Source organism: Pseudomonas sp. B26(2017) (genome assembly GCF_002113045.1).
In the GTDB taxonomy this organism is placed as follows: Bacteria; Pseudomonadota; Gammaproteobacteria; order Pseudomonadales; family Pseudomonadaceae; genus Aquipseudomonas.
The window spans coordinates 1-13,020 of record NZ_NEJJ01000015.1; the positions used below are offsets into that span (position 1 = coordinate 1).

11 protein-coding genes and 5 tRNA genes are annotated in these 13,020 nt (G+C 59.9%); 5 read left to right on the top strand and 11 right to left on the bottom strand.

Annotated elements, in window-relative coordinates:
* Window positions 1–146: 146 nt before the first annotated feature.
* The 10 genes from CAF79_RS21250 to gltX form a co-directional block, all read right to left on the bottom strand.
* A complete protein-coding gene (locus CAF79_RS21250; protein WP_065261390.1) occupies window positions 147–590 on the bottom strand; it encodes an Hsp20 family protein in 444 nt (147 codons plus the stop codon).
* Between the two features lie 121 nt (window positions 591–711).
* On the bottom strand, window positions 712–1,671 hold the full coding sequence (locus tag CAF79_RS21255; protein ID WP_085700160.1) for a tRNA-dihydrouridine synthase: 960 nt from the start codon (window positions 1,669–1,671) through the stop codon (window positions 712–714).
* Between the two features lie 35 nt (window positions 1,672–1,706).
* A complete protein-coding gene (locus tag CAF79_RS21260) occupies window positions 1,707–2,168 on the bottom strand; it encodes a thioesterase family protein (protein WP_085700161.1) in 462 nt (153 codons plus the stop codon).
* 47 nt (window positions 2,169–2,215) lie between these two features.
* Window positions 2,216–3,049: an alpha/beta fold hydrolase gene (locus tag CAF79_RS21265; RefSeq protein WP_085700162.1), complete on the bottom strand. Its 834-nt coding sequence runs from the start codon at window positions 3,047–3,049 to the stop codon at window positions 2,216–2,218.
* A 30-nt stretch (window positions 3,050–3,079) separates the two neighbouring features.
* Window positions 3,080–3,619 (bottom strand): TetR/AcrR family transcriptional regulator, encoded by a 540-nt coding sequence (locus CAF79_RS21270; RefSeq protein WP_011333341.1) that lies wholly within the window; start codon window positions 3,617–3,619, stop codon window positions 3,080–3,082.
* A 183-nt stretch (window positions 3,620–3,802) separates the two neighbouring features.
* Window positions 3,803–3,878: transfer RNA gene (locus CAF79_RS21275), tRNA-Glu, on the bottom strand.
* Between the two features lie 78 nt (window positions 3,879–3,956).
* Window positions 3,957–4,032, bottom strand: a tRNA-Ala gene (locus CAF79_RS21280).
* 53 nt (window positions 4,033–4,085) lie between these two features.
* Window positions 4,086–4,161 (bottom strand) — tRNA-Glu (locus CAF79_RS21285).
* A gap of 79 nt (window positions 4,162–4,240) precedes the next feature.
* Window positions 4,241–4,316 (bottom strand) — tRNA-Ala (locus CAF79_RS21290).
* A gap of 202 nt (window positions 4,317–4,518) precedes the next feature.
* On the bottom strand, window positions 4,519–6,000 hold the full coding sequence (gene gltX / locus CAF79_RS21295; protein ID WP_085700163.1) for a glutamate--tRNA ligase: 1,482 nt from the start codon (window positions 5,998–6,000) through the stop codon (window positions 4,519–4,521).
* 230 nt (window positions 6,001–6,230) lie between these two features.
* Here gltX and CAF79_RS21300 point away from each other — a divergent pair, with 230 nt between their 5' ends.
* A complete protein-coding gene (locus tag CAF79_RS21300; RefSeq protein WP_085700164.1) occupies window positions 6,231–7,280 on the top strand; it encodes an HlyD family secretion protein in 1,050 nt (349 codons plus the stop codon).
* A gap of 49 nt (window positions 7,281–7,329) precedes the next feature.
* Entirely contained in the window at window positions 7,330–8,820 is a 1,491-nt protein-coding gene (locus CAF79_RS21305; protein ID WP_170929767.1) for an MDR family MFS transporter, read from the top strand.
* Window positions 8,821–8,936: 116 nt separating this feature from the next.
* On the opposite strand, the gene uvrB is transcribed toward CAF79_RS21305, so the two are convergent.
* Entirely contained in the window at window positions 8,937–10,952 is a 2,016-nt protein-coding gene (uvrB, locus tag CAF79_RS21310) for an excinuclease ABC subunit UvrB (protein ID WP_085700166.1), read from the bottom strand.
* A gap of 336 nt (window positions 10,953–11,288) precedes the next feature.
* On the opposite strand from uvrB, the gene CAF79_RS21315 reads away from it, so the two are divergent.
* The 3 genes from CAF79_RS21315 to CAF79_RS21325 all read left to right on the top strand — a co-directional run bounded on the left by CAF79_RS21315 (window position 11,289) and on the right by CAF79_RS21325 (window position 12,943).
* A complete protein-coding gene (locus CAF79_RS21315; RefSeq protein WP_085700167.1) occupies window positions 11,289–12,485 on the top strand; it encodes an amino acid aminotransferase in 1,197 nt (398 codons plus the stop codon).
* A gap of 112 nt (window positions 12,486–12,597) precedes the next feature.
* Window positions 12,598–12,798, top strand: a complete 201-nt coding sequence (locus CAF79_RS21320; protein ID WP_065257405.1) for a hypothetical protein — start codon at window positions 12,598–12,600, stop codon at window positions 12,796–12,798.
* A 69-nt stretch (window positions 12,799–12,867) separates the two neighbouring features.
* A tRNA-Asn gene (locus CAF79_RS21325) sits at window positions 12,868–12,943 on the top strand.
* Window positions 12,944–13,020 lie beyond the last annotated feature (77 nt).

Sequence of the window (13,020 nt, forward strand, 5' to 3'; positions counted from 1 at the left end):
AGGTCCGCGTGTAATCACGCTGACTGCGCCTTTTTCCTGTATTCATTACTCCCTCCTGAGAATGGGTCAGAAGGTGTAAACCTTATTCAGGACGAGACAACGGGCACAAAAAAGGGCGCCTTTCGGCGCCCTTCTTCCCGGTCGGCTTATTGCAGGACCGGCTTCTCCGCCCCGTTGATCGGGATGCGCTTGGCTTTCGCTTCTTCCGGGATCACTCGCAGCAGGTCAATGCTCAACAGACCGTTACGCAGGTCGGCAGCCTTGATCTCGATGTGATCGGCCAGGCGGAAGGACAGCTTGAATGCACGTTGGGCGATGCCCTGGTGCAGGAAAGTGACACCTTCGTTCGCGTCACGCTTGCCGCCACTGATGGTCAGCACACCTTTCTCGACTTGCAGTTCCAGGTCTTCTTCCTGGAAACCGGCCGCCGCCACGACGATGCGGTATTGATCGTCACCGTGTTTTTCGACGTTGTAAGGAGGATAGCTGCTGCCTGGCTCGTTGCGCAGGGCGGTTTCGAACAGGTCGTTGAAACGGTCGAAACCTACCGAGGAACGGAACAGTGGAGCGAGGGAAAATGCAGTACTCATGGTTCAAATCTCCTGAAAACAATCAGCAAGTTTTTTTGTCTCCGCGACCCGAATTCGGCATCGCGTAACCCTTAGATAGGGACCTGCATTTTGTTTTCAAGAGACGATTTGAAGATTTTTTTCAGGCCGCTTCGGCGACCGGCAAGCCCAGCAAACGCGAGACCTGATCCGGTTCGGTTTCGCGGCGAAGCACGGTAAACAGCTCGGTGGCTTCGGAGTAATTGCGGGTCAGCATCGCCAGCCATTGCTTCAGGCGGCCCGGCGATTGACGCGCGGTCATCTGTGCCTTGGCTTGCAGCCAGAAGTCCTGGATCAGCGGCAGCAGCTCGGACCAGGTCATCTCGACGACTTCCTCGCCGGCACGAGCGGCGGCGATCTGACGGGCCAGATCCGGACGCGACACCAGGCCACGACCGAGCATGATGTCTTCGACACCGCTGATTTCCCGGCAGCGACGCCAGTCTTCGACGCTCCAGATGTCGCCATTGGCGAACACCGGCACCTTGACCACGTCCTGCACACGCGGAATCCACTCCCAATGCGCCGGCGGTTTGTAGCCGTCCATCTTGGTCCGGGCGTGAACCACGATGTGCTCGGCACCGCCCTCGGCCAGCGCCGTGGCGCATACCAGCGAACCATCGGGGCTGTCGAACCCCAGGCGCATCTTGGCAGTGACCGGAATGTGCGCAGGGACAGCGCGACGGACGTGCTCGACGATCTGGTTGAGCAGTTCCGGCTCCTTGAGCAGAACCGCACCACCACGGGACTTGTTAACGGTCTTGGCGGGGCAGCCGAAGTTCAGGTCAATCACCTCAGAACCCAACTCGCAGGCCAGTGCCGCGTTTTCCGCCAGGCACACCGGATCGGAACCCAGCAACTGCACGCGCAGTGGCACGCCGGAAGCCGTGCGCGCACCGTTGAGCAGTTCGGGGCCGAACTTGTGGAAATAGGCTGGGGTCAGCAACTGATCGTTGACCCGGATGAACTCGGTCACACACCAGTCAATACCGCCGACACGGGTCAGGACATCGCGCAGGATGTCGTCGACCAACCCTTCCATCGGCGCCAGAGCAATTTGCATGGGAAACACACACTCAAGGAAAAACGTGCGGCAGTTTACTGGGTTTCGCGGGTTAAACCCATGTCCGCCGTCTGTATGGCCGGGCCGTAGCCTTCGACGAACTCGGCAGGCATGCGCTTGGGCTTGCCGGTCGACAGCTCAATGCAGACGAAGGTGGTCTGGGCGCGCAGCAGCGTGGCGTTGTCGCTGGGGCGAATCAACTGGAAGTGACGGGTCATTTTCAGGCGCTGATCCCAATCGACGATCCAGGTCGCCAGTTGCAGCTCGTCGCCTTCGTAGGCGGCCGCCAGGTAATCGATTTCGTGTCGTACAACGGCCATTGCCCGATCCAGACGCCGGTACTCGACCAGATCCAGACCCAGGCGCTGCGAGTGGCGCCAGGCGCAGCGTTCGAGCCAGGTCACGTACACCGCGTTATTGGCGTGGCCCAGCCCGTCGATGTCCTCGGCGCCCACTTGCAGATCAATGGTAAACGGCGTCGCCCGATCCCAGCCCATGCCCTACTCCCGGTCAGATTATTCAACCGGGGCAGTGTAACGGATGACTACGCCGATTGCCGCGCCTGAAGGCTTCGCCCGGCCAGCAGTGATAACACACCATCAATCACCCGAGGGTCGGCCAGCACTCGCTGATGGCCGCCGGTTTCCAGACGCAGCAAGCGGCTGTCGAACCAGGATTCGTGGATCAGTCGGGATTCCTTGACCGGGACGAACGTGTCGTCCTCGGCATGTACGATCAGGCCTGGCATATCCAGTTGATAGTGGGCGACATCGAGAGTGGCTGCGCGCATGCCAACGTCCTGCTCGACTTGACGAATGAACGCGGAACGAGCTCTGGGTGGCATGCCGACGTAACGGGCGAATCCGCGCAAAACACCAAGGATTCGCGCCGGAGCGGCGATACTCACCAAGGTTTCAGTGCGCAAGCCCAATTGCACGGCGAGCATGGCGCTGGCACCGCCCATGGAGTGGCCAATGACCGCTTGCAACGGTGGCAACTCTGCAGCGGCCTCAAGCATCGCACGAGCGAACAACACCACATTGGCTTCGCGCCCCGGCGAGCGGCCGTGGGCCGGGCCATCCAGCGCGACAACGGTGTAACCCGCTTCAACCAGCGCCGTGATCAACGCGGCAAACTGGGTGGGCCGCCCTTCCCAGCCGTGCATCAGCAAGACAGTCGGGCCTTGCCCCCAACGCAGGGCCGAGAGACCGAAACGCAACGTGATGCGCTCGGATTTCTCCAGCAGCGGCAATTCCCAGTCCCGCGGCGCATTCGCGCGCGGCGTCATGAACGCCAGCCGCATTTTGCTCGCCACCAGTTTCGGTGCAAACCAGCCCAAGGTGCCATTAACGCCACGAACCCACTTCAACGTGCTCATCGCTCTCTCCTCGGGCTTGTAGCCTTCAGGTCAACGCACCGCCGACTTGGCAGCGCGCAGCAATCGATCGGATAAATCCCCAGGGCCCAACGCCCTCGCGAGCGCCAGACCACCTACCATCAAGGCCACGTCGGCCAACGCTTTATCGGTGTCTTCCGGCGTTGCGGCCAACTGCGCAATCATCAATTCCAGGTGTTCGTTCAATGCGATCCGGAACGCTTCTGGCAGACGGCCCAGCTCACCAATGGAGGCCGGAATCGGGCACGCTGAATCGCTGGAATCGCGATGTTTGCGCGACAGGTAGAACGCAGCCACCAGGGCGCGGCGCTCTTCACCGGTCAGTTCGCTGTCCATGTCCGCAATCAGGTCGCGACGGCGACCGAGCAATTGCTTGAACGCCTCGAGCATCATTGCGTCCTTGCTTTCGAAGTGTGCGTAGAAGCCACCGACGGTCAGGCCGGCAGCGCCCATCACTTCGCCCACGCTCGGTTCAGCGGGGCCGCGCTGGATCAGTGCAGCGCTGGCGGCCTTGAGAATGCGTTCGCGGGTTTGAGCTTTCTTGTCGTTCATCGTCGCCTCCGAATATTACGATAGCAATATTATTCTCATAATAATATTCCGCAAGTCACACGCGTGACCGCTGGTCTGAAGCACAGTGTTAAGGAAAAAGAGGATTTGGCCAAACGCCAGACAAACAAAAGGGCCATTCAATAATTGAATGACCCTTATAAAATCCCGCAAAGCGGGTAATCGTGGCGTCCCCTAGGGGACTCGAACCCCTGTTACCGCCGTGAAAGGGCGGTGTCCTAGGCCACTAGACGAAGGGGACACAAACCTTCTATACAACTGATCAGCGCTGAGTACTGATCGATTCAAGGCCGGTGTGGCCAGACCTTGAACTGTAAATTGGTGGAGCTAAGCGGGATCGAACCGCTGACCTCCTGCATGCCATGCAGGCGCTCTCCCAGCTGAGCTATAGCCCCGGATTTTTCGCCTCTCGGCGGAGCGACATCTTGCAACATCGCTTCTGTAAAACTGGCGTCCCCTAGGGGACTCGAACCCCTGTTACCGCCGTGAAAGGGCGGTGTCCTAGGCCACTAGACGAAGGGGACGCAAACCCTTCTATACAACTGATCAACGCTGAGTGTTGATCGCTTCGAAGCCGGTGTGGCCAGGCTTCGAAGTGTAAATTGGTGGAGCTAGACGGGATCGAACCGTCGACCTCTTGCATGCCATGCAAGCGCTCTCCCAGCTGAGCTATAGCCCCTCATCGTTGATGTCATCGCTGAGGACGGGGCGAATCTTAAGGGCGTATCGAAAGGCTGTCAAACTTATTTTTGAAAAATTTCAAAATTTTTTGTCGGCATAACAATCACTTACCACCCTCCCCCCATAAATTCGGGAGAAAACGCCGAAGGACGGGATCAAAAGATCCTGACCTGCGGCGCATCCTGCAGAGTCAAACCCAATCAGGCGATGGCGCCCAACAGCTTTTCCCACTCTTTGTTTTCTTTCTTCGACACGCCGCCCAGCAGGTCAATCGCCTGGCGCAGACGGAAACGGGTCAGGTCCGGCCCGAGGATTTCCATCGCATCAAGCACCGACACCGAGCTCGCCTGACCGGTGATCGCCGCAAACATCAACGGCATCGCATCACGCAGCTTCAGCTCGAGGGATTCGACCACCGCCTGAATCGTCGCGGTGATGCTGTCCTTCTCCCACTGACGCAGGCTTTCCAGTTTCCACAGGATCAACTGCATCAGTTGACGAACCTGATCACCCGAGAGCTTTTTCGACTCGAACAGCTTGGCATCCGGATTCACGCCACCGGCGAAGAAGAATCCGGCCAGTGGTGCAACCTGGCTGAAAGTTTCGACACGGCCCTGAACGTGCGGCGCGATCTTCATCATGTATTCGGAGTTGAACGCCCACTTCTGTACGCGAGCGGCAAACTCTTCCACCGGCAGATCACGCAGCCACTGGCCGTTGAGCCACGACAGCTTCTCGATGTCGAAAATCGGCCCGCCCAGCGACACACGCTTGAGGTCGAAGTTGTCGACCATTTCCTGCAGCGAGAACTTCTCGCGCTCGTCCGGCATCGACCAGCCCATGCGGCCCAGGTAGTTGAGCATCGCTTCCGGCATGAAGCCCATGCGCTCGTAGAACGTCACCGAGGTCGGGTTCTTGCGCTTGGACAGCTTGCTCTTGTCCGGGTTACGCAGCAGCGGCATGTAGCACAGCTGCGGTTGTTCCCAACCGAAGTATTCATAGAGCAGGATCAGTTTCGGCGCCGACGGCAGCCATTCTTCACCGCGCAGCACGTGGGTGATGCCCATCAGGTGATCGTCGACCACGTTGGCCAGGAAGTACGTCGGCAGGCCGTCGGTCTTCATCAGCACCTGCATGTCCATGCGATCCCACGGGATCTCGACGTCGCCACGCAGCATGTCCGGCACCACGCAGACGCCTTCGGTCGGCACTTTCATGCGGATCACGTGGGGTTCGCCGGCAGCCAGGCGACGGGCGACTTCTTCCTTGGACAGCAGCAGCGCACGGCCGTCGTAACGCGGGGTTTCGCCGCGCGCCATTTGCTCGGCGCGCATCTGGTCCAGCTCTTCGGCGGTGCAGAAGCACGGGAAGGCGTGGCCCATGTCGACCAGTTGCTGGCAGTACTTCTGATAGATGTCGCCGCGCTCGCTCTGACGGTATGGACCGTGCGGGCCGCCGACGTCCGGGCCTTCGCTCCAGTCGATACCCAGCCAGCGCAAAGCGTCGAAGATCTGCTGTTCGGACTCGCGGGTCGAACGCAACTGATCGGTGTCTTCGATCCGCAGGATGAACTCACCGCCGTGCTGCTTGGCAAAGCAGTAGTTGAACAGTGCGATGTAAGCGGTACCTACGTGGGGATCCCCGGTAGGCGATGGCGCGATGCGAGTGCGGACGGTGGTCATGGCATGTCTCGAAAAGAATGAAAAGCAAAGAACAATCAAGCGGCGAATGGTAACAGGCGACACCCGCCCCGCTCCAGCGGGCAGGGCATTTAAGCCAAGGTTGCGTCTGGAACGCCCGTTGGTCGTGATGAATGGCCGATTATCAACAGACGGCATTTACCGCTCATCGGCTGTATGCCAGATTCGCCTGCTGATAACTTTCCTTACAATTCCTCGACTACAGTTTGCCCATGCCTGCCCAACTCAAGCGTCGCCTGTTCATTTTCCTGTTGCTGGTCCTGTTGATTGCCGGGGGCTTTTTCGCCCATTGGTTTTTCAAGGGCCGCTTTTATGAAAGCACCGACAACGCTTATGTCCAGGGTGAAATCACCCGTGTGTCGAGCCAGTTGAGCGCGCGTATCGACGAAGTGCTGGTGCAGGACAATCAGCACGTGGAAAAAGGCCAACTGCTGATCCGTCTCGAAGGCAATGACTTTCGCCTTGCCGTCGATCGGGCCAACGCCGCCCTCGCCACCCGCGAGGCCGAGCGCCTGCAAGCCCAGAGCAAACTGACCCAGCAAGCCAGCCTGATCGCCGCCAGCGACGCACAGGTGGCCAGCACCCAGGCGACACTCGGCCGCTCGCAGGTGGATTTGTCGCGGGCAGAAACCCTGCGCAAACCCGGCTACGTTTCCGAGGAGCGTGTCACCACCCTTTCTGCCGAAGCCCACATCGCCCGCTCGCAAGTGGCCAAGGCGCAAGCCGATGCCCAGAGCCAGCGCCAGCAGGTCAATGCACTGACCGCCGAAATCAAACGCCTCGACGCGCAGATCGCCAACGCCCGCGCCGACCTTGCCCAGGCCGAACTGAACCTGACCCGCAGCGAAATCCACGCACCGATCAGCGGCCTGATCGGCCAGCGCGCCGCCCGCAATGGGCAAGTTGTGCAGGCCGGCGCCTATCTTTTGTCGATCGTTCCGGACGAGGACATCTGGGTCCAGGCCAACTTCAAGGAAACCCAGATCGGCCACATGCAACCGGGACAGAAGGCCGAGCTGATCTTCGATGCCTACGGCGATACGCCGATCGAAGCGCGGGTGGACAGCCTGTTCGCGGCCTCCGGCGCGCAGTTCAGCCTGTTGCCGCCGGACAACGCTACCGGCAACTTCACCAAGGTCGTGCAGCGGATTCCGGTCAAGTTGACCTTCAAGGCCGATAACCCGCTGCACGGCAAAATCCGTCCGGGCATGTCGGTCACCGCAACCGTGAATATCAAAGACGCCCCTGACAATGGCCGGTGACCAACTGATCCGCCCGGCCGGCGAACCGACCCGGCGGGACTGGATCGCCGTGATGAGCGTGATGCTCGGCGCCTTCATGGCGGTGCTCGACATCCAGATCACCAACTCATCGCTCAAGGACATTCAAGGCGCCCTGTCGGCGACGCTGGAAGAAGGCTCGTGGATTTCGACGTCTTATCTGGTGGCGGAAATCATCATGATTCCGCTGACCGCCTGGCTGGTGCAGTTGCTGTCGGCCCGGCGGCTGGCGGTGTGGGTTTCGCTGGGTTTTCTGATTTCGTCGCTGCTGTGCTCGATGGCCTGGAGCCTGGAAAGCATGATCGTGTTTCGCGCCATGCAAGGCTTCACCGGCGGCGCGCTGATCCCGCTGGCGTTCACCCTGACGCTGATCAAACTCCCCGAACACCACCGGGCCAAAGGCATGGCCATGTTTGCCATGACCGCCACCTTCGCCCCGTCCATCGGCCCGACCCTCGGCGGCTGGCTCACGGAAAACTGGGGCTGGGAGTACATCTTCTATATCAACATCCCGCCGGGACTGATCATGATCGCCGGGCTGATGTACGGCCTGGAGAAGAAAGAAGCGCACTGGGAACTGCTGAAAAGCACCGATTACACCGGCATTCTCACGCTGGGCGTCGGCCTCGGTTGCTTGCAGGTTTTCCTTGAGGAAGGCCATCGCAAGGACTGGCTGGAATCGAATCTGATCGTGACGCTGGGCAGCATCGCCCTGCTGAGCCTGATCACCTTCGTGATCGTGCAGATCTCCAAGCCCAATCCGCTGATCAACCTGGGCATCCTGCGCAACCGCAATTTCGGTCTGTCGAGTATTTCCAGCCTCGGCATGGGCGTCGGGCTGTACGGCTCGATCTATCTGTTGCCGCTGTACCTGGCACAGATCCAGAACTACAACGCCCTGCAGATCGGTGAGGTGATCATGTGGATGGGCGTGCCGCAGCTGTTTCTGATTCCGCTGGTGCCGAAGCTGATGAAATTCGTCTCGCCAAAATGGCTGTGCACGATCGGTTTTGGCCTGTTCGGGCTGGCGAGTTTTTCATCTGGCGTGCTAAACCCGGATTTTGCCGGGCCGCAGTTCAATCAGATCCAGATTATCCGCGCCCTCGGTCAACCACTGATCATGGTGACCATTTCGCTGATCGCCACGGCTTACATCCTGCCGCAGGACGCGGGCTCGGCGTCAAGTCTGTTCAACATTTTGCGCAACCTCGGCGGCGCCATCGGCATCGCCCTGCTTGCGACGTTGCTGGACGCGCGCACCAAGACTTACTTCGATTACTTGCGTGAAGCGGTGGTGCCGACCAATCCGCAGGTGGCCGAACGCCTGGCGTCGATGACCGATCGGTTCGGCAGTGACACGGCGGCGTTGGGCAAATTAAGCGAGATCGTTCATCAGCAGGCGCTGATCATGGCCTACAACGATGCGTTTCATTTTGTCGGGATTGCGTTGGGGATCAGCATGTTGGCGATCTTGCTCACCAAGAAACTGCCCGCCGGACTGAAGGCCGGGGAGTCTCATTAAGACCGAGTCGCCCCATTCGCGAGCAAGCTCGCTCCCACAGTTTTTTTGTGAACGACACAACTCCAATGTGGGAGCGAGCTTGCTCGCGAAGAGGCCCGACCAAACACTGCAAACCTTCAGACGGCCAAAAGGCGCTCACGCAACTTTGCAATTTCGTCGCGCATTTGCGCCGCCGCTTCGAACTCCAGGTCGCGGGCCAACTGGTACATCTTCTCTTCAAGTTGGCGGATGCGCTTGGTGATCTCGCTCGGCGAGCGCAGTTCGGCTTCGTACTTGGCGCTCTCTTCGGCGGCCTTGGCCATGCCCTTGCGCTTCTTGCTGCGCGAACCGGGCACGGTGGCGCCTTCCATGATGTCGGCGACGTCCTTGAACACGCCCTTGGGCGTGATGCCATTAGCCAGGTTGAAGGCGATCTGCTTGTCGCGACGGCGCTCGGTTTCGCCGATGGCGCGCTCCATCGAACCAGTCATGCGATCCGCGTAGAGAATCGCCCGGCCATTGAGGTTACGCGCCGCCCGGCCGATGGTCTGAATCAGCGAGCGCTCGGAACGCAGGAAACCTTCCTTGTCCGCGTCGAGAATCGCCACCAGCGACACTTCCGGCATGTCCAGGCCTTCACGCAGCAGGTTGATCCCCACCAGCACATCGAACGTGCCGAGACGCAGGTCGCGGATGATTTCGACCCGTTCGACGGTGTCGATATCGGAGTGCAGATAACGCACACGAATGCCGTGGTCGGCCAGGTAATCGGTCAGGTCTTCGGCCATGCGCTTGGTCAGCGTGGTGACCAGCACCCGCTCCTCCAGCGCCACCCGCTTGGTGATTTCCGACAAAAGATCGTCGACCTGAGTCAGCGCCGGACGTACTTCAACCTGCGGATCGACCAGACCGGTCGGGCGCACCACTTGCTCGATCACCCGACCGGCGTGCTCGGCTTCGTAGTTGCCGGGCGTGGCCGAAACGAAGATCGTCTGCGGGCTCACCCCTTCCCACTCGTCGAAACGCATCGGCCGGTTATCCAGCGCCGATGGCAGGCGGAAACCGTATTCCACCAGTGTTTCCTTACGTGAACGGTCGCCCTTATACATCGCGCCGACCTGCGGCACGCTGACATGGGACTCGTCGATCACCAGCAACGCGTCGGCCGGCAGGTAATCGTAGAGGGTCGGCGGCGGCGCGCCAGCCGGCCGGCCCGACAGGTAGCGCGAGTAGTTCTCGATGCCGTTGCAGTAGCCGAGTTCGAGGATCATCTCCAGGTCGAACCGGGTGCGCTGCTCCAGCCGCTGGGCTTCCACCAGTTTGTTGTTGTTGCGCAGGTATTCCAGGCGCTCCTGTAACTCGACCTTGATCCCCTCGATGGCGTCGAGCAAGGTTTCCCGGGGCGTCACGTAGTGGCTCTTCGGGTAAAAGGTGAAGCGCGGCAGCTTGCGGATGACCTCACCGGTCAGCGGGTCGAACGCGGAAATACTTTCTACTTCGTCATCGAACAGCTCGATCCGGATCGCTTCGAGGTCGGATTCGGCCGGATAAATGTCGATCACGTCGCCGCGTACCCGAAACGTCGCCCGGGCGAAATCCATGTCGTTGCGGGTGTATTGCAGGTCGGCCAGGCGCCGAACCAGCGCACGCTGATCGAGCTTGTCGCCGCGATCGACGTGCAAGACCATTTTCAAATAGGTTTCCGGGCTGCCAAGGCCGTAGATGCACGACACCGTGGTGACGATGATCGCGTCCTTGCGCTCAAGCAAGGCCTTGGTCGCCGACAGCCGCATCTGCTCGATGTGGTCGTTGATCGACGCATCCTTCTCGATGAAGGTGTCGGACGACGGCACATAGGCTTCGGGCTGGTAGTAGTCGTAGTAGGAAACGAAGTACTCGACGGCGTTGTTCGGGAAGAACGACTTGAACTCGCCGTACAACTGCGCAGCCAGGGTCTTGTTCGGCGCCAGCACCAGGGTCGGACGCTGCACCTGCGCGATCACGTTGGCGATGCTGAAGGTCTTGCCCGACCCGGTCACCCCGAGCAGCGTCTGGTGCGCCAGCCCGGCTTCGATGCCTTCGACCATCTGGCGAATGGCTTCGGGTTGATCGCCGGCGGGGTCGAAACGGGTGACGAGCTGGAATTCAGACATAAACACCTCTGGAGTCGCGACGCCGACGACAAAGCGCAGGCCCACGAGAAAGACCGCAAACGACCGATGTCGCGCAAGGAAAAACGAAGATTGTGCTGAATGTGGAGCCGATTGCCTCGCCTTTCAAGGCAAACGTCCTACATCCGGTAAAGCTTCTGACAAATCCATTCGACTAACGGTCGAGAAATAATCGGAAAAACTTACCTTAAAAGCCGATTCGCCTGTCGCCATTGATCGATGATGGCCTCTATACTAGCTCCCCGTTTGTGCACCGCTCTAGTGCATTCGGCTGGAGCGCCACACGTCCCTCCACTCTCCATTAGAGCTGCCGTAAAAATGAGCCTGTTCTCCGCTGTCGAAATGGCACCCCGCGATCCAATCCTGGGCCTCAACGAAGCATTCAACGCCGATACCCGGACCAATAAGGTCAATCTCGGGGTGGGTGTGTACTGCAACGAAGAGGGGCGAATTCCACTCCTGCGCGCCGTCATCGAAGCCGAAACCATTCGCGCCGCTCAGCACGCCTCGCGCGGCTACCTGCCAATCGACGGCATCGCCGCTTACGATCAGGCCGTGCAAAAGCTGCTGTTCGGCAATGATTCGCCACTGCTGGCAGCTGGCCGCGTTGTCACCACTCAGGCCGTCGGCGGGACCGGCGCGCTGAAAATCGGTGCCGACTTCCTCAAGCAACTGCTGCCGAATGCCGTTGTGGCGATCAGCGACCCGAGCTGGGAAAACCACCGCGCGCTGTTCGAAACCGCCGGTTTCCCGGTGCAGAACTACCGCTACTACGACGCCGCCACCCACGATGTGAACCGTGCCGGCCTGCTGGAAGATCTCAACGCCCTGCCGAACGGCTCGATCATCGTGCTGCACGCCTGCTGCCACAACCCGACCGGCGTCGACCTGAGCCCTTCGGACTGGAACAACGTGCTGGAGGCGGTCAAGGCCAAAGGTCACGTGCCGTTCCTCGACATGGCTTACCAGGGTTTCGGTGACGGCATTGCCGAAGACGCCGCTGCCGTGCGCCTGTTCGCCGAATCCGGCCTGACCTTCTTCGTGTCGAGTTCGTTCTCCAAGTCGTTCTCGCTGTACGGCGAGCGCGTCGGTGCGCTGTCGATCGTCAGCGAATCGAAAGAGGAAAGCGCCCGCGTCCTGTCGCAAGTCAAACGCGTGATCCGCACCAACTACTCCAACCCGCCGACCCACGGTGCAAGCGTGGTCGCCGCCGTGCTGAACAGCCCGGAACTGCGCGCCCAGTGGGAAGCCGAACTGGCCGAGATGCGTCTGCGCATTCGCGGCATGCGCGAGCAGATGGTTGCTCTGCTGGCGAAGAAAGCCCCGCAGCGTGACTTCAGCTTCGTCGGTCGTCAGCGCGGCATGTTCTCCTACTCCGGCCTGACCACCGAACAGGTTCACCGCCTGCGCAACGAGTTCGGCATCTACGCCCTGGACACCGGCCGCATCTGCGTGGCCGCGCTGAACCAGAGCAACATCGAAGCCGTGACAGACGCCATCGTTCAGGTCATCTGATCCGGCGCCGCACTGAAAACGGGAAGCCTTCGGGCTTCCCGTTTTTTATTTGTCTGAAGAAATGCCGCTACACCCTCTAGACTGCACACAGACGATATTTCAGAGAGCCGACATGAAAAACGATGACCTGCGCGCCGACCGCGATGAGCTGGACTACTATCCACCCCGCACCTCGGGCAAACGCGAAAAGAGCCTGGTGCTGCAAGTGGCGGCCGGGGTGTTTCTCGGCGGACTGGCCTTGTGGCTCGTGCAACTGGCGGCCACGGCGTTGTACGCAAAACTGCTGATGGGGACCTTTACTTTCGGTGGCTGAAAGCCGTTCGGTAAAAAAATCACGCCGATGCTTGACTAGTCTTTTTAAATCAGTAACATACGCACCAATTCCGCAATAGCTCAGTTGGTAGAGCAAGTGACTGTTAATCACTGGGTCCCTGGTTCGAGTCCAGGTTGTGGAGCCAAATACAGAGCCCCTGAATCGAAAGATTCAGGGGCTTTTTTGTCGGCATTGAAAAAGTCGGCGCCATAAAAAGGGCCG